The organism is Orbaceae bacterium lpD02 (assembly GCA_036251875.1).
Lineage (GTDB): Bacteria > Pseudomonadota > Gammaproteobacteria > Enterobacterales > Orbaceae > Orbus > Orbus sturtevantii.
The window spans coordinates 452772-473916 of sequence record CP133960.1; the positions used below are offsets into that span (position 1 = coordinate 452772).

Below are 21145 nucleotides of genomic sequence, written 5' to 3' on the forward strand. Positions count from 1 at the left end.
TTTATGTCAAAATACAGTCGAAATTTAAAAATTAGCATTGCTAATGAATTCTTATCAGGAGTATCATCGGAAATACTTTCGAAAAAATATTCTATATGTTCTAGCCAAATAAGGTATTGGGGGCAAGTGGTCGCGATTCATAGTAATGACTCTTTTCAACCAACATCGCATTTACGTGATGCGCAAGCAAGATTACAAGCGCTGGAGTTAATGTGGGCAAATGACTGGTCTCTCAGGTACACGAGTGCCATGCTTAATTTAGTCTCGCCAGGGATTTTGTCAGCTTGGCTTAATAGATACCGTGAAAAAGGATTCGTCGAGCTTGCACATCAATCTAGAGGAAGACTATCCATGAAGCCATCACGTATTGCATCGACTCATTGTAATGATGAAAAAACAGTTGAAGAATTAAAAGAAGAGATAACTTATTTACAAGCGGAAAACGCTGTTCTAAAAAAGTTGGAGGAGCTAAGACAAACAAAACGTCAACAAACAAAGAAAAAACGTTAGTTGTTTTAGCACTTAAATCTCAACATCCTTTAAAGTATTTGCTGTCAGTAACACAGCTGGCAAAAAGTGTATTTTATTATCATGTTAACAGGTTGAAAGAGCCATCTCCTTATGAGAAGGAATTAAAGCGTATTGAAGCGATTTACCATGAACATAAAGGACGTTATGGTTATCGCCGTGTTCATTTAGCTTTAATGAATGAAGGGAGTCAGCTCAATCATAAAACAGTACAGCGATTAATGGGAGAGCTTAATCTTAAATCGACAGTAAGGGTCAAAAAGTATCGCTCTTATCGTGGTGAGATAGGTAAAGCAGCCCCCAATCATCTTAAAAGAAAATTTAACGTTTCAAAACCGAATAAAAAATGGGTAACCGATGTCACAGAATTTAAAGTAAGTGAACAGAAAATTTATCTATCGCCCATTATTGATTTATACAACCAAGAAGTGATTGCTTATAGTATAGCTAAAAATGCACGGTTGACTTTAGTCACCGATATGCTTAAAAAAGGACTGTCACGATTAAAAAACAAACAAAGGCTCTTACTACATAGTGACCAAGGCTGGCAATATAGAAATCCCATTTATCAGAAGCAACTCGCTGATAATGGTATAAAGCAAAGTATGTCGAGAAAAGGAAATTGCTTAGATAATGCTGTTGCTGAAAACTTTTTTGGACTATTAAAATCAGAAATGTATCATGGGCAACATTTTAAAGATGCCGATGAATTGATTGAAAAAATAGAAGAATATATAGAATACTACAACACGAAACGGATTAAAGTTAAATTAAACGGCCTGACTCCGGTAGAATACCGAAACCAGGCCTTACGAGCTACTTAACCAAAGTGTCCAACTATTGGGGGTCACTTCAAGTTAGCGGGTTTTTTATGCGGTTTTTTTGTCAAAAAACTAGATAAAATATCGCATCATCTTCCATAAATTATATCGATTTTTTAAAAATACATTTCCTATGCTTGATTATAAATATTAGGTTTTTACTTGTAATAAAATCTACTTTAATTTATAAGCACTCTTTTTGTGATCAATATCAACTAAACAAATATGGTTTTTTCATAAATTCTTATATTTTTATTGCTTTTAAACTCGTGGCGTTTAACATTCAATTATCGTTATTAAAGGATCATTTATTTTATGTATCTTATTTCATTTAAAAATGCTCAATTTGCTTATACGTTTATTGATTATATGGCGAGTCAAAATATTATTTTAAGAGCAGAATTAGATCAAGAAGGGCATTGTCAGCTGTTCTTTGATGATAGTAGCGATGAAAAACTATCGATAGTGAAACGGGAGTTAGAACAATATATTAAAAATCCATACGATAAACGTTATCTCGATGCAATATGGCAACAAACTAATACGCATTTGCATCAATCATCTACCAAAGGATCCCATGGCACCCTCTTTAATATTTCCCCAGTAGGTAGCATTACACTCATTATTACGATAATTTGTATTGTTTTATATCTTTTACTATCAATTTTTGGTGCAACTCAAATATTAACGTATTTAGGTTACCCTATATCAGGGCAGTATGCTCAGTTGTGGCGCTATATTACGCCAGCTATTATCCATTTTTCATTATTACATATTACTTTTAATTTGATGTGGTGGTGGTATTTAGGGGGAATGATTGAAAGACAAAGAGGGCGGTTTAAGCTCATTGAAGTTTTTGTGATTTCAGGGCTTTTATCTAACTATGCTCAGGCGAGTATTTCTGGCCCTGATTTTGGAGGTTTATCTGGTATTGTTTATGCTTTAATGGGATATGTATGGCTATATGGTGAGGTAAGTCCATCTTCTGGCTTAAGATTTGAGCGTACAATGATTTTTATCGCTGTAATTTGGTTATTGGCCGGTTACACTGGAATTTTAGGACCAATAGCCAATACTGCTCACTTAGTTGGATTGATAGTTGGCTTGCTGTTAGCCGCTAAAGATATTTGGTTGATTAAAAAAAATGAATAATCTTTTAATTTCATCTCTTAAAATATCTGAATTTACTATTAAATGTTAAAGCTGCCTTTTTTAAAAGTAAGTCTACTTTTATTACATCTATCTGTTTATTATTAATTAATAATTAACCCCTTAAAATTCATTAATAAACTATTGAAAATTCATGTAAATTTTTGTACCTTAATAAGGTAATCGATATCGGTTACTCGTTTAGGTGTAATTAAAGTTCTTTATTCTAAAAAAAATAATAAGAGATTTGTATGGTTTTGCTTTGTAATAACCTTGAAAGTAAGTTTAACTTTAATTGTACTAATAGTGCTTTCAATTTGTATGAGATATTTTCTCTATTAATTGTCTTATTTCTGCAGCATTTGGCAATTATAGACTTCTCATATTTAAATACTATAAAACCTACTCGTTATTCCCCTAAAACTACTCTCTTAAACGTTCTGTATATAAGTAAAATAATGCTGAGTTCTACGCTGTTTACTCTTTTTTTTAAACTATATAAAGCCATGCTTTTCAGTGTGATTCATTAGTTTCGAATTATATTTATTAAATTTTCTATAATTAATATGGATATAAATACTATGCAACAAACTAAACTTACCCCTTATCAATCAATTTTTTATTACGAGTGGCTGAATAATCCTAGCCGTAGCGACTACAATATTGTTATCGATAATACCTTAACGGGTAAACTAGATAAGCATAAATATAATAATAGTTTTGAGAGGTTGCTGAATGAACATTTTATTACTCGGCATGTAATCACTGATACCGAAGAGGGATTATGCTGGCAGCGTATTGATTCCGCTATTAATATCACATCTTTTCATGAAAATCCGTTAAGTGATGAGCAAATTTATTTATTAGTTACGCAACCTTTTGATTTACATCATGGGCCATTAGTTAGAATTCACTTGATAAAGCTCGCTGATGAATGTCATAGAATGATTCTTATTTTTCATCATATTGTCGTTGATGGTATTAGCACCGCTGAAATTTGGGATAAATGGCGTAAGTTATATAATGGGATTGATTACCTTGTTCCGTCTTTATCGCAACAAACTATTATGCATCAAAACCTTTATCAATATTTTGAAAACTTATTAACGAATAATAAAACACAAATATATGACTTTTGGCGAACACATTTACATAATTTATCTGGTATTGATCTTAAATTTTTGCAATCTTATCAGGCTAACTTAAATCCGAAAGCATTTTCATCTTTGACTGAACATTCATTTAGCTATGATGAAAAAATAACTAAACAGGTTAGTTCGTTACGTAGAAAATATAAAATCACACCTTATCTGTTTGGGCAGCTAGTAATGGCTATTATGCTCAATAAAATGTCTGGGCTGGATAATATCGGGCTAGCTTATCCTATCGCTATTTTGGAAGGTAAAGCGCTATTATATGGCTCGCATATCAATACGATGATTATTGATTATCGATTTGACAAGCAAACAACGCTTGATTCACTTATTAATCAAACATTAATTTTTTATAAACAATTAAAGGCTTCTAATGCCAAATACTTGCCTATCAATGAGATTATTACCTGTGGAGGTGATTCATCACTTTTGAATATTGCTTTTGTACAAACTTTTTATCGCGATCATGAAACAGGATTAATTGATATCAAAAATGAATCAATCAATCATAATTTTCAAGTGGATTTAGCAAGTAAATTACTTTTTGAACAACAAGAGCATAACAATCAAATCAATTATCGGGTACGCTTTGACAGCGATCTTCTTGATGACACTTTAGTTAAAAATTTCATTCAATTTTATCAAAAATTATTTATTGATATTTTAGCGATCTTAACTGCACAACAAGGCTATACTTTTATTAAAGATATTAACCTTATTGATCCTAATTGCTATTTTCCCATCTCTGCGAATAATCATACTGACTTGGTATTTGAGTCTAATATTATTAAACAATTTGAGTGTATGGTAAGTCAATTCCCTGATCGTAAGGCGATTATATATAAAGACCAACACTTGACCTATCAACAGCTTAATCAAAAATCCAATCAGTTAGCTCGTTATTTAGTTGCTAATTTTAATCTTCAAGCTGATGATTTAATTGCTTTGTGCATCGAAAAGTCAGCGTTAATGCCGATTTGTATTTTAGCAATATTAAAAGCGGGCGGAGCATATGTTCCTATTGATCCTAAAGCACCCAAGCAAAGAGTTAGTTATATATTGCAAGATACTAAAGCCAAGGCAATATTAACTGATCATGGACTAAATAAATCTTTAGATTTAGCGATTAGCGAAACGCGTATACCGCGCATCAATATTGATAGCACTAAAATTACCGATACTTTAGCATCTTACCCAAATGGTAATCTAAATTTAATTTTGGCTCCTCATCAATTGGCTTATATTATTTATACCAGTGGGACAACCGGTGTTCCTAAAGGCGTTATGATTGAACATGGTGGGTTAATAAATTTAGCCATCGTTCAGGGGCGCGAGGTTGGCTTAGCTCCTAGTCTTAAAACGATAAAAAATAGCTTATGGTATGCAAGTTATGTTTTTGATGCGCATGTATCTGAACTCTTTATCGTTATTGCTAATGGACATATATTACATATTATCGAAGAGGATATCCGACTAGATTTCAATTTGTTAGCTAATTATATTAATGCAAATAAAATCGATATCGCAACGATTCCACCCGCATTATTAAATAAAGATCAACTATTAAAGCTAAAAACACTTATTGTAGCAGGAGAGAGTTGTAATATTGAAATAATGACACACTATCGCCAGCAAGGCACGCAGGTAATTAATGCCTACGGGCCGACAGAAAGTACTGTGTGCGCGACGTTACACCATTATCAAATAGGTGACAGTAACCTTAATATAGGCAGACCATTAAACCATATTACAGCCTATATTTTAGATGATAATTTAATCCCCGTGCCTTTAGGTGTTATTGGTAATTTGTATCTCAGTGGTATTGGGTTAGCTCGAGGCTATTTAAATGATAAAGCGCAAACAGAACAAGTATTTATTGCTAACCCATTTGTTAGCGATGACCCCAATCAAAAACGGTTATATAGAACGGGTGATCTAGCAAGACAACTGTTTGATAGTTGTATCGAATATATTGGTCGAAAAGATTTCCAAGTAAAAATTCGTGGTTTTAGAATAGAATTAGCTGAGATCGAAAACTGCCTGACTCAACTCTCACAAATTAGCCAAGCGATCGTATTACCCTATACACTGAGTTCAGGCTTAAAAACGTTGGTAGCCTATTACATTGCACAAGACATCGTTGATGATGAATTAATACTAAAGCATCTAACAGATTATTTACCTGAATATATGCTACCAAATATCTTTATTCATCTTAATAAACTACCTTTAACGGTTAATGGCAAGCTTGACCGCTTAGCGCTACCAGAGCCGAACTTTAATAAGCAAAATAACTATATTGCACCCACTAATCAAACCGAAGCAATATTATGTGACATTTATGCGGAAGTATTAAATGTTGGTAAAAACAAAGTGGGCATTGATGACGATTTCTTCAAACTTGGAGGGGACAGTATTAGTGCTATTTTGCTGGTGAGTAAAATACGCCATAAATTAGCGGCCATACTTGCTATTAAAGATATTTTTACTACCAAGACGGTTCGCTTATTAGCTAAAAATATTAATATCGAAAAAATTGAAAAAGACGTCAAAATTATCAGTGAACAAGGTCAGCTATCAGGCTCGTTTAAGCTACTGCCGATTCAACAATGGTTTTTTGAGCGAGTAGAGCAAGGCAAATTTTGTAATCCTCATCATTGGAATCAATCATTTATTTTAGATGTTCCATTATTAAATGTAGATTTATTGCAGCAAAGTTTAACGTTATTAGTTAGCTATCATGATGCACTACGGCTAACATTTACTCGTGATAATGATGGATCTTATCATCAACACTATGCTAAAAACGTTGGTGAAATTCCATTTAATTATATCACTTTAACTACAAGTAAATACACGCAAGAGCAGTTATTTAACCAATGGCAACATGGTTTTGATATTTATCATGCGCCGCTTAGTCATATTGGCTATGTTGAATCTAAAAACTGCAACAGGGCTCAATTACACTTTGCATTTCACCATCTTATTATTGATGCAGTCAGTTGGCACATTATTAAACAAGATCTGCAAAAAATTTACCAAACTTTACATACTCATCCACAAAAAAAACATTGTGTTGTCGATATTTTAGGCGAAAAATCATCTAGTTACCGGCAATGGGTGGCTCAAATTCAAGATTACCGTAATGATAATCAAATAGAAAAAGAGCAAACCTATTGGTTAGATGTGACGAAAGGGATTACCGCTTATCGCCAGCAAATCACGCCATTGTTTAACAATAAGCAATTAAACTGTTGTAAATTAAGCCTTGACAAAGATTATACCGCCAATTTGCAAAGTAAAATCCATCAAGTTTTATCGACCCAAATTAATGATATTTTATTAGCTAGTTTTATTGGTGTACTAAAACAATTTACCAGCATCGATCAACACTATATTACTTTAGAAGGTCATGGGCGAGAATTATTATCACCTCACCTTGATATTAACCGAACCGTCGGCTGGTTTACTAATATGTATCCCGTCACCCTATCTACAGATGATAATATTTTAAGCCATATAGCGAATATCAAAGATAGCTTAGCGAGTATGCCTCGTCGCGGAATAGGTTTTGCAGCATTATTTGGTTACCAAGATGATATGTTATCACCAATTAGCTTCAACTATTTAGGCCAATTTGATGGCGTATCTCAAGATGATTGGCAATTTAGTTTTATTAATCCAGGTACAACAATATCAGACCAAAATAGGCCAACACATGACTTAAGTATCGATTGTGGTATTGTTGAAGGCGAACTAAAAATAACCTTAATGGGGCACTTAGACCAGATAATCATAGAGCAGTTGGCAACAAGCTATCAAGCAGTATTGAGATCGACCATTGATCAGCTTTTAGCGATTAAAAGACATTATTTAACCGTAACAGATATTCACCATACCATCTCGGCTCATTTACTCGGGCAATTACAACAACACACAGAAATCGAACATATTTGTTTAGCAAATAGTTTACAAGAAGGGTTTATTTATCATGCTATTAATCAAGGCAAGGTTGATGATGCTTACCGTACTCAGATGTTTTGGGACTATCAAGCCCCAATTGATACTTCGTTACTAAAACAAGCCTGGCAATTGGTGCAAGCTAATTATGCCAGTTTACGCCTGCGTTTTAATTGGCATGAGGAGCTTATTCAAATCATAAATAAAAGCGCAAAATTAAATTGGTCTTATTTCGATATATCAAACCAATTACCCGAGCAGCAACAGCTTTTTGTTGCTGAGCTATGCCATAATGATCGTAATCAGCCTTATGATTTAACGCTAGCAGGGCTATTTCGTATTTATTTAATTAAATATAATCAGCAACATTACCACTGTATCTTTAGTAGCCATCATGCGATTTTGGATGGTTGGAGCAATCCAATATTGATAAAGGCGGTACATGATACTTATCTTAAGTTAGTAAATCATGTGCAGATCAATCTACCTATAGACTATTCTTACCAAAACATCCAAGATTACCTGCAAAAACATCGTACTGAACATTTGCAGTATTGGCTGCAATATCTAAGCAAACAGCAAACAAAGGATGATTTAAGCCTACTGCTTACAGATAGTAAAAGAGCCATTCATTTAAACGACTATAAGCATATCACCTTACCCATGAAAAAAAGCTTGATTATAGATGGCGAGCTATACTCAGATCTTAAGGCGATCACCAGACAATATGGCATAACTGCGAATGCCATATTGCAATATTGTTGGCATAAGGTGCTTAATGTATACACGGGTAACAATGATACGATCGTCGGCGTAGTGGTTGCTGGCCGAAACTTACCTGTTGAAGGTATTGAACAAACAGTTGGTTTATTAATTAATACGTTACCATTAATTGTCGATCATCAAACATCTGATTCATTATTAGCTGTAATACAAATACTACAGCAGGATATTAATGAAGCAAATAGCCGTAGCAACGTAAATCTCGCTGAATTACAGCCGGCAGGACAACGGCTATTTAATTCATTATTTGTTTTTGAAAATTATCCACTCGCTAAAAATCACGAGGATAATGAATTAAAATTAAACTTTATTGGCACAGAAGAAAAACAAGATTATCCATTGGTAATGACCGTGCTAGACGAAACGAAGCAATTGATATTAACGCTACATTACGCTGCTGAGCTATTTGATAACACGTTGATCGACAATCTATTCGTGACGTTTAAACAAATCGTGACGCACATTATTAAATCGCCGCAAGCACAGCAAAATAATATCGATTATCTAAATGAGCAGCAGTATCAGATGGTCATTTATGATTGGAATAATACCGCATCTAATTACTATGCAGATAAAACCGTTATTAGCCTATTTGAACAGCTAGTTGATACATATGCTGATTATCCTGCTGTATTGTTTAATGACATTACCTTAACTTATCGGCAGCTAAATCAACAAGCTAATCAGCTTGCTCATTATTTGCAAAGCATTTATCAACTAAAACCAAACGATTTTGTCGGATTATATTTAACACGCAGTGAAAAAATTGTGGTAAGTATTCTGGCGGTGCTTAAAACTGGGGCGGCGTATGTGCCAATGGATATTGATGCACCTGATGAGCGTAATCAATTTATTGTCACTGATACGAATATGCAAGCAATTATCACTGAGCAAATTAATTATGCAAAAGTGAGTTTATTTACATCCAATATCATTGTAATTGATCGAGCTGAAACGACGACAGCACTGTTAACAAAAAATCCTAACGATCCTATCAATAATACCCAAAGCCATGATCTTGCTTACTGTATCTATACGAGTGGAACCACGGGTAAACCAAAGGGAACACTCATTAGTCATCGCAACATTAATCGTTTAGTCGTTAATCCTAACTATACTCATATAACGCAACATGACCGATTATTGGCTATTTCTGGCTACCAATTTGATGCCTCAATTTATGATATTTTTGCTACATTACTTAATGGTGCTAGCGTCGTTATTGCGGAAAAACAGCTGTTTTTAGATCTTAATAAACTTAACATATTAATTCATAAAAATAGAATAACTAATTGCTTTATTACCACGGCTTTCTTTAATACGCTAGTCGACGCAGAACTAAGTAGTCTCGCACACTTAAACTATGTGTTAGTAGGCGGTGAAACGTTATCAACTTATCACATTAATCGTTTTAGAAAGCTTTATCCCAATGTTAAGCTTGCCAATGTGTATGGCCCAACTGAAACCACCACATATGCGACGGCATTTTTAACCAATATGATTGATACAGAATTCAATTATTCAGTCCCTATCGGTAGGCCGATTAATAATACAACACTCTATGTGCTTAACAATGCATTAAAACCTGTCCCTATTGGTGCCGTTGGTGAGTTATATATTGGTGGTGGGGGAGTTGGACTTGGTTATCTCAATAATGCTGAACTAACAGCAAAAGCCTTTATTAATAATCCATTTCAAACAGAAGATCAGCTGCAGCAAGGCTATAATGGTCGGCTTTATAAAACAGGCGATTTAGTTCGCTACCTCTCGGATGGTAACATCGAATATTTAGGCCGAAATGATTTACAAGTTAAAATTCGTGGCTTTAGAATCGAATTAGCTGAAATAGAAGCTCAATTAATAAAATACCCGACTATTCAGCAAGCGCGAGTTATTGTGAATGATAATGGACAAAACGATAAACACCTGATTGCTTATTATGTGGCATTACAACCCATCAGTCGAGAGCAATTATTTGATTATCTACAGCAAAGCTTACCTGATTATATGCTCCCAAAAGCCTTAGTTCATCTTGAGGCTTTACCATTAACGATTAATGGTAAAGTTGATCGTGCCGCGCTATCAGCGGCAACGTTTGATATTAGCCATGAGCATATGGCTCCTGTGACTCTGACAGAACAACAAGTTAGCCAATTCTATAGTGAATTATTAGCTATTAATAGTGATCACATCAGTACTAATGATGACTTCTTTCGATTGGGTGGCAATAGTATTTTGGCAATTAAACTCGCGAGTCGGCTCGCTACAATGAGTGGTAAAGCGGTTCATGTGGCAGATATTTTTAATCATAAAACCATTCAATCACTAAGTCGGCATATTGATAGTTTGAATAAAGAACAACTCGTTATTACCGTGAGTAAAGTTAATCGAGCACAAGAACAATACCTCTCATTTGCTCAAGAACGATTGTGGTTCATTGATAGCTACGAAGGCGGGACTAATGCTTACAATATTCCATTAACACTAAGCTTAAAGCCAACATCATCATTAACGATTTTAATTAAAGCGCTTAATAAAATTATTGAACGCCATGAAATACTTCGTACCGTTATTAAAATAAATGAGCAAGGTGAAGGCTACCAATATGTTTTAGATATCAATAGTGCCAAATGTAATATTGTTAAGCAGATATGCCAAAATATTGATGAACTTAACCATAATATTAACCGCCATGTACATCACATTTTTAATTTATCATCGCAAATGCCATTATCCGCCGAAAGCTATCAGCTTGATGGGCAAACTTACCTTAGTATTGTCATTCATCATATTGCATTTGACGGATGGTCAATCGATTTACTGAATAAAGAGCTCACCTATTACTATCATTTTTATAATCAAAAAACCGATTTACCTGATTTACCCGATATTGCTGTTCAATATAAAGACTTTGCACTATGGCAACGCGATTATTTACAAGGAGAAAGACTCGAGTCTCAATTAGATTATTGGCGGGTAAAATTGCATAATTATCAATCATTAGATCTGCCTATTGATTATGTAAGGCCACCCAAGGTTGATTATAGTGGTGACGATATTTATTTTAGTTTAAGCAAACAGACCAGCGACAAATTAAGGCAAGTAGCGGCTCATTTAAATGTAAGCTTATATACCGTTCTACTGAGCGGCTATTACTTGTTACTTAAAGCCTACAGCAATCAGCTAGATATTATTCTTGGCACGCCAATTGCCGGAAGGCACTATCCGGGTATTGAAAATACATTAGGTTTTTTTGTCAATACATTGGCATTAAGGCGACAAATTAGCGATGAAGAGAGTCTTACTGATTTTATTCAAGCAACGGCCGGTTTACTTAGTGAAGCACAGCAGCAGCAAGATCTTCCTTTTGAAAAATTAGTTGATGCGCTTCAAATTGAAAAAGATCCAGCAAGACATCCGCTATTTCAAGTTATGTTTGGCGTGCAATCATTTGGTTCACTTGCGCAAACTGACTCACAAGCACTGTTTACGTCATATCAAACAAAAATGGCACAATATAAAGTCGCTAAATTTGATCTTTCAACCATGCTTGATGATAGTAAAGACGCGATCAGTGGTATTTTTAACTATGCAACAGCGTTATTTAAAGCCGAAACAATAGAGGGCTATATTAAGACCTATTGTTATATTTTAGAACAAGTTAGTGATTTAGCCGTATTACAAGAACCAATAAAACAATTACGTTATCTTGATGAACGCCAATACCAAACGGTAATTTATGATTGGAATAAAACTGAGTGCGATTATTATGCCGATCAAACCGTAATAAGTTTGTTCGAAGCGCAGGTGATCAAGTCAGCACATTACCCGGCGGTTATTTTTAATGACATCACATTAAGTTATGAACAATTAAACCAGCAAGCTAACCAGCTCGCTCATCACATAAAAAGCCAATACAGTATAAAACCTAATGATTTTGTCGGTTTATACCTAAATCGTAGTGAACAAATCGTTGTAACAATGCTGGCGGTGTTAAAAGCCGGCGCGGCTTATGTTCCGATTGATCCTGATACACCAAATGAACGTAATCGTTTTATTATTAGCGATGCAAACGTTAAGGTGGTGATCACCCAACGGTGTTATCAAACTAAAATTGCGACATTTTCCCCTGATGTACCTTTAATCGTGATTGAACAAAGCGAAACTGATGCCATATTATCGTTACAACGTCACGATAATATTATTACTGCGACAAAATCGACCGATTTAGCCTATTGTATTTATACCAGTGGCACAACGGGTAAGCCTAAGGGAACACTTATTACCCATCGTAATATTAATCGTTTAGTAATAAACCCTAACTATACTGAAATTTCGCCAAATGACCGATTCCTTGATATATCCGGTTATCAATTTGATGCCTCAATTTATGATATTTTTGCCGCCTTACTCAATGGCGCTGGCGTAGTAATAGTTGAAAAACAGCGTTTTTTAAACCTAACCGATTTTAACCAGCTGATTCTCGATAATCAGATCAGTAACTGCTTTATTACTGCTGCATTTTTTAATACGCTCGTCGAGGCTGAGTTACCAAATTTAGGGCGATTAAATTATATTTTAGTCGGCGGTGAGGCATTATCGGTTTATCATATTAATCGTTTTAGGCAGCTTTACCCAACCGTTAAATTAGTTAATGGTTATGGCCCGACAGAAACTACAACATTTGCGGTTACTTATCAAATTAACTCAGCGAACGTGGCCTTTAGGCATAGCGTGCCAATAGGTCGACCGATTAATAATACTTCGTTATACATACTCGATAGTTGCTTGCGTCCCGTACCTGTTGGGGCTGTGGGGGAATTATATATCGGTGGAGCGGGTGTCGGTTTAGGTTATTTAAATAATCCACAATTAACCGCTAAAGTCTTTATTGATAATCCATTTCAAACACTGGATCAGCGGTTAGCTCAATACAATGGCCATTTATATAAAACGGGCGATCTGGTTCGTTATCTTGCTGATGGCAATATTGAGTATCTTGGACGTAATGACTTTCAAGTTAAAATTCGCGGTTTTCGTATTGAATTAGCTGAAATTGAGAGCTATTTGCATCGATATTCGACAATAAAACAAGCATTAGTTATTGCGAATACGGATGATAAAGGTAACAAGCAACTCGTAGCCTACTATGTTGCAGGAAAACCTATCAGTCACGGTGTATTATTTGATTATCTGCAGCAAAGCTTGCCTGAATATATGATCCCGTCAGCATTTATACACCTTAGTGCTTTGCCATTAACGTTAAATGGTAAAGTAGATCGCAATGCACTGCCGACTGCTGCTACTACCGATATTGAGGGTGATTATATCGCGCCAGCTAGCCCTACAGAGCAACAAGTAACTGCGCTTTATGCTGAGTTACTCTCTGTTAATACTGATGAAAGTATTAGTGTGATGGCTGATTTTTTTAGAATGGGGGGGAATAGCATCCTTGCTATCAAACTAGCGAGCCGTTTATCTCACCGTTACAGTAAAATAGTTCATGTCGCTGATATTTTCAGTTATAAAACGGTTCGTGGCTTAAGTCATTATATTGACACTTTAGCCGGCTCACAATATACCATCCAGTCTCAAAAAGTTGAGCATGCTGAACAGCAGCTATTATCTTTTGCACAAGAACGATTATGGTTTATTGATAGTTATGCAAGAGGCAGTAACGCTTATAACATCCCTATAATACTAAAATTAAGCCCACAGATATCACTAGAAGTATTAGCTAAAACGCTAAATAAAATCATTACTCGGCATGAAATCTTGCGAACTATCATTAAAACTAACCGGAGCGGTGAGGGATACCAAAACGTTTTACCTATCGACATGGCAACGCTAACGATTGACCATAAACCATGCCACAATATTGGTGAACTCAATAGCTATATTGCTGAACATGTACATAATATTTTTGATTTAGCTACACAAATTCCATTATCGGCTCAAAGCTATCAACTTGAAAAACAGACTTATTTTAGTCTTGTTATTCATCATATAGCCTTTGATGGCTGGTCAATCGACTTATTAATCAAAGAATTACACTATTACTATAACGTATTTAGCTCATCAACTGCGTTACCCGAGCTGCCCCCTGTAAAGGTTCAGTATAAAGATTTTGCCTTATGGCAGCGTCAATATTTACACGGTGCTCAATTGCAGTCACAGCTAAATTATTGGTGTGACCATTTGCAAGATTATCAACCACTGAATCTTCCACTTGATAATCCGCGTCCGTTGCAAATTGATTATAGTGGAGCTGATCTTTGCTTTAATTTAACCAAAGAGACCAGTCAAAACCTTAGGCAACTTGCCGCTAATTTGAATGTTAGCTTATATACCGTCTTGCTGAGTGGTTATTATTTGCTACTCAAAGCATATAGCAATCAATCTGATATTATATTAGGTACGCCAATAGCAGGTAGACACTATTTAGGTATTGAAAATACGATGGGCTTTTTTGTTAATACCTTGGCATTAAGGCATAAAATTGATAATAACATGCCGGTTATTGATTTTATTAAAGCAACGGGCGAGCTGCTCAGTCAGGCGCAGCAGTATCAAGATCTCCCATTTGAAAAGCTAGTAGACACGTTAGTCGTCGAACAAGAGCCGTCAAGACACCCATTATTTCAAGTAATGTTTGGTGTACAATCTTTTGGTGCGGCAAATCAACCACTTAATGAGTCACTTTTTACCCCTTATCAAACCGATTCTCTTCAATACAATATTGCCAAATTTGATCTGACCACAATTCTCGATGATAGCGCAGAGGCGATTAGTGGTTATTTTAACTATGCTACGGCATTATTTAAGCCAGAAACGATCAGTGGCTATATTGACACTTATTGCCATATTCTCGATGAAATCATTAAACTCAGTGTGCAACAGCAACAAATTAAGCAATTAACTTATTTAGATAATACAACCTATGACAAAGTTCTCTATCAATGGAATCAAACGCAATATGATTATCCTAGAAATAAAACGATTGCACAGATGTTTGAGGCGCAAGTGGCAATAACACCAGACAATATTGCGCTGGTTTATGAAGGTTATCGCTTAACTTACCGAGCATTAAATGAACAAGCCAATCAGTTGGCGCATTATTTACAAAATAGGCTGATGTTGCAAGGTGATGATTTAATCGCGATCTGTTTAGATAAAGCCCCTCAGCTGATAGTCACTATTTTAGCCGTATTAAAAACTGGGGCAGCTTATGTACCATTAAGCCCTCAATTGCCTGCAGAGCGAAAGCATTGGCTAATTGATGATACGCAATGCAAAGCGATCATAACCATCTTAGCCTATCAAACAACCTTAAATAAGGTATTAAACAATAGCAATGCTCTTGTCGTCTGTCTCGATGATGCCAATGTGCAAGAACAATTAACCGCACATCGTATAGAGAATACTGCAACCACTACAATGGCAGACAATTTAGCCTATGTTATTTATACGAGTGGCACAACAGGTAAGCCAAAAGGCGTTATGATAGAGCATCACTCCGTTATCAATGCAACCTTTGTACAGCAAGCAGCAATGGGGCTGCAAACCTGTAATGTTGATACGACCAGTAAAAATACGTTATGGTACTCTGATTATACGTTTGATGCTCATGTACTTGATATTTTCACACCATTATTAACGGGTAATTGTTTACATATTTTTGCTCAGAATAAACGGTTAGATTTACCAGCATTAATTGACTATGCAAGTACGCAACATATCGATTATGCCTTTATTCCACCTGTTTTATTGGATAAAAATCAAGTTATCCCTATTGGCACTATATTGGTAGGTGGAGAGATGATTTCACAAAATATTGTTGATTATTATTATCAGCAGCGACGGCCACTAATTAATGCTTATGGACCAACTGAGGCCTCAATTTGGGCAACTTACCGACAATATGGTGAAGGCGATATTAATAACAATATTGGCAAACCTATTTACAATGTCTCGGTTTATATCTTAGATAGCGAGTTAAGACCGGTACCAATTGGCGCATACGGCGAGCTTTATATAGGTGGAGCGGGAGTTGGACGTGGTTATTTAAATAACATTGAATTGAGTGATAAAGCCTTTATTACCAATCCATTCCAGAGCGAAAAACAAAAAATCACGGGTGAAAATAGCCGGCTTTATAAAACAGGCGATATTGTGCGTTACTTTATTGATGGCAATATTCAGTACCTTGGGCGTAATGATTTGCAAGTTAAAATTCGCGGCTTTAGGATTGAACTCTCAGAAATTGAAACTCGCTTGCTAGAACATCCTTATATCAAGCAAGCGCTTGTACTTGCTCATGATAGTAGTTTAGGTGATAAACAACTCATTGCATATTATGTTGCAGAGAAAACCATCGACCATGAGGAATTATTTGATCATTTGCAACAATCATTACCTGAATATATGATACCTGGCGCGTTTATTTATCTTGATACTTTGCCATTAACATTAAATGGTAAAATAAATAAGGCTGTGCTACCCGCTGCTCACATCAATATTACTGCTAATACGATTAATCCGCTTACTGACACAGAGCATAAAGTGACCGAAATCTATTGCGAATTATTAGCGATTGAGGCCAATGCGATCAGTGTTACAGATAATTTCTTTCGCATGGGGGGAAATAGTATTTTAGCAATGAAGCTTGCTACTAAATTATCTGATAAAACAGGTAAAGCAGTTCATATTGCTGATATTTTTAACTATAAAACAATTCAAGCGATCAGCCAATATATTGATAGTATTGCTAGTCATCAGTTAATGATTATGCCTTTTAATGTGCACCGAGTACAAGATCAGCAGCTTTCTTTTGCGCAAGAACGGTTATGGTTTATTGATAACTATGAAGGTGGTAGTAACGCTTATAATATTCCCCTGACATTAATGTTAGGAAAGCAGGTATCATTGGCTATTCTCACTAAAGCGCTGCATAAAATCATTGAACGGCATGAAATATTACGAACGGTTATCAAAGTTAATATAGACGGTATCGGGTACCAAGATGTTTTAGCCGCAGACAGTATTGAAATGACGATAGAGCATACTATTTGTGACGATACAGCCGGGCTAAATTTACACATCAGCAAACATATTAATCGTGTTTTTGCATTAGCTACGCATATTCCATTATCAGCACAAAGCTATCAACTAGGTGAACAAACATACCTAAGTTTGGTTATTCACCATATAGCCTTTGATGGTTGGTCTATTGATCTATTGATAAAAGAGCTAAATTACTATTATCGCTTCTTTGAGTCACTAAGCGCGATGGACGAGTTACCCGCAATACAAGTTCAGTATAAAGACTTTGCGCTGTGGCAGCGGCAATATCTGCGAGATGAGCGATTGCAATCTCAGTTAGACTATTGGTGTAATCGATTAGCCGATCATCAACCACTAAATCTGCCAACCGATCATCCTCGTCCAATAAATGTTGATTATCATGGTGCCGATATTCGCTTTAATCTAACGCTGGATAGTAGCCAAAAGCTTAGACAATTAGCCGCTGATTTGAACGTTAGCTTATATACCGTTCTGCTAAGTGGTTATTATTTATTACTTAAAGCCTATAGCAATCAATCGGATATTATTTTAGGCACGCCGATAGCAGGGCGCCATTATCCTGGTGTTGAAAATACGATGGGGTTTTTTGTTAATACTTTAGCGCTACGCCGTGAAATTGACCCAATGCAGAGTTTAACTGACTTTATTCAAGCAACGGGCAGATTACTTAATGAAGCGCAGCAGTACCAAGATTTACCTTTTGAAAAACTGGTTGACGCATTAAAAATTGAGAAAGATTCATCCCGGCATCCCTTATTCCAAGTTATGTTTGGTTTACAATCTTTTGGCTTAAACGATAAAACTGGCAGCCAATCACTGTTTACGCCGTATCAAACAAATTCAAGTCAATATAATATTGCAAAATTTGACCTTTCAACGATGCTTGATGATAGCCAAACTGTGATTAGCGGTAATTTTAACTATGCAACCGCACTATTTAATGCTGAAACGGTAAAAGGTTATATTGACGTTTATTGCTATATACTTCAGCAACTAAGTGACTTAGTTGCGCAAAAAAAATCCATCAAACAAGTAAGATATTTAGACGATAACAACTACAACCTCTTAATTAACCAATGGAATCAAACAAGGCAAATTTATCCGACTAATAAAACTATTCATCAAATGTTTGAGGAGCAAGTCGCTAGAACGCCAAATCATACTGCGGTGATTTATAAGGATAATCGATGGACATATTGTGAGCTTAATAGTAAAGCGAATCAATTAGCGGGCTATTTAAGAGATAACTTTACGACTGAGGTTGATAATTTAGTTGCGCTCTACCTTGATCGTTCTCTTTATATGCCAACGGCAATATTAGCGGTATTGAAATCAGGTGCTGCTTATGTGCCAATTGACCCTTTAGCGCCAAGCGACCGAGCGCATTATATTTTAACTAATACTAAAGCAAAGGTAATTCTAACGGTAAATCGTTATTATGATAAATGTTGTGAACTTGCGCAGGAAGGGCAAATCGTTGTTAATTTGCAGTCCTCGATGTTGATTGAGCAACTATCACACTATATAGGCACCAACCTATCACCTCGCGCTAAGCCAAATAGTTTAGCTTATGTTATCTATACCAGCGGTACTACTGGTAATGCAAAAGGGGTAATGATCGAGCATCAAAGCGTCATTAATAAAATTTATTGGCGACAGAAAAAATACCCACTTACTGAAAATGACCGAGTTTTACAAAAAACAAATTACGCGTTTGATGTTTCAGTGTGGGAGCTGTTTTGGGCTAACTGGTATGGGGCAACTATTGTATTTGCTGACTCAGAGCTTTATAAAGATAATCTCTATTTGGTTGAACTTATCATGCAAGAAGGGATCACCACATTACATTTTGTACCCTCTATGCTCGCTACATTTCTTGAAACATTAGAAGGGCAAGTATCACTCAGAACTAAGCTAAAGAGTTTAAGATATTTGTTTTGTAGTGGCGAAGCATTAAACCTTGAAGACGTTAAAAAATGCCATCGCCTTATTCCTGATTGTCAAATTCATAATCTATACGGGCCAACAGAGACAACAATAGAAGTAACATATTATGATTGCAATAACCCAAATCTTACTAGTATTTTCATCGGCAAACCTATCGCGAACACGTCGATATATATCTTAGATGAGTCTTTACAACCCGTTCCCACGGGCGGTATTGGCGAGTTATATATTGGTGGCGATCCTGTCGCGCGCGGATATCTATACAATCAAGTATTATCAGATGAGCGGTTTATTATTAATCCGTTCCAAAATGAGCAAGAAAAACACGAAAACTATAATAGCCGCATCTATAAAACCGGAGATGTTGTTCGTTACATGCATGACGGTAATATCGAATATTTGGGGCGTAATGATTTTCAGGTGAAAATTCGTGGCTATCGTATTGAGTTAAAAGAGATTGAAGCATGTTTAACTAAGCATTCTGCTATTAGCCATGCGATTGCTATTGCCTATGAACGACCAACTAAAGACAAATATTTAGTTGCTTATTACGTTGCGCATAGTGAACTTAATGATGATGTCATTATTCAGCATTTACGTCAAACATTACCTGAATATATGTTACCTGTTGCGTTTGTACATTTAACTACATTACCTATTACTTCAAATGGTAAATTAGATCGGAGCTTACTACCAAAACCCGAGTTTAATAATACGGTGGCGCATATCTTGCCTAACAATGAAGCAGAAAAAATACTTTGTGAAATTTTTTCTGATACATTAAATATTGCGAGCAGCGAAATTAGCATGGAGCATAGTTTTTTTACATTAGGTGGTAATAGTATTTTAGCCATGAAGCTTAATAGCCGAATTAATCAAGTGTTTCAAGTTAGATTATCGTTAGTCGATATTCTAAATTCACGCACCATACGAGAGCTTGCGCTTAAAGTAATGACCACCGATAAACTAGAGTTTAACCCCGTTGTGCCATTAACGGCTATCAGTGATAAACCACAAATTTTTATGATCCATCCAGGCATGGGCGGTTGTTCCGTTTATTTATCTTTAGCCAATAAGCTGGCTAGCCATTATTGCTGTTATGGCGTCGACTCTTATAACTTCTATCATGAGAATAAAATAGATCAACTTGATACATTAGCTAATTATTATTTATCCTATATCGATAGAGTATTAGATGCCTCTAAACCTATCACCCTGCTTGGTTGGTCGTTAGGAGGGCAAATTGCATTAGAAATAGCGACGATATTGGAGGCTCGGAATATTCGAAATATTACCATTTGTGCGCTAGACACATGGTTACTTAATCCCGATGATCTTACTACCGATATACCGATCATTGATTTAGACAAACTGATGGCAGAATTAAATATACCGAAATACTTACGCCCAAACGTGGTATCGGTCACTGAAGTCGATAAGTCAATTTCTTTGCAACCTATTTCGGCTAAGCTCAAAGAGACGAATGTGATTTTATTTAAGGCAATAGAAGAACTGCAATTTGGTGCTTTGCATAAGAAATATTTAGTTAACAATATTGATAGCTATCTTTGCTCAGCGCAACAATTAAGCGTGATTGATTTGGCGACGGATCATTATCGAATGTTAGAAAAAGAGCAAGAGATAATGGATGTCTTAATCAATCTGCTTTAATTCTATTTTGATCGGTGCCGGCTTACGCTTTCTTAAAAGGGCGTAAGT

At 35.7% G+C, this 21145-nt stretch carries 4 protein-coding genes; all 4 read left to right on the forward strand.

Annotation, left to right across the window (positions count from 1 at the left end):
- Positions 1-3: 3 nt before the first annotated feature.
- On the forward strand, positions 4-510 hold the full coding sequence (locus RHO12_02020) for a helix-turn-helix domain-containing protein (protein WVD66558.1): 507 nt from the start codon (positions 4-6) through the stop codon (positions 508-510).
- Entirely contained in the window at positions 408-1352 is a 945-nt protein-coding gene (locus RHO12_02025) for an IS3 family transposase (GenBank protein WVD67415.1), read from the forward strand. The genes RHO12_02020 and RHO12_02025 overlap by 103 nt, the downstream gene beginning before the upstream one ends.
- A gap of 312 nt (positions 1353-1664) precedes the next feature.
- Positions 1665-2501 (forward strand): rhomboid family intramembrane serine protease GlpG, encoded by an 837-nt coding sequence (gene glpG, locus RHO12_02030; protein WVD66559.1) that lies wholly within the window; start codon positions 1665-1667, stop codon positions 2499-2501.
- Between the two features lie 578 nt (positions 2502-3079).
- A complete protein-coding gene (locus RHO12_02035; GenBank protein ID WVD66560.1) occupies positions 3080-21097 on the forward strand; it encodes an amino acid adenylation domain-containing protein in 18018 nt (6005 codons plus the stop codon).
- Positions 21098-21145: the final 48 nt, after the last annotated feature.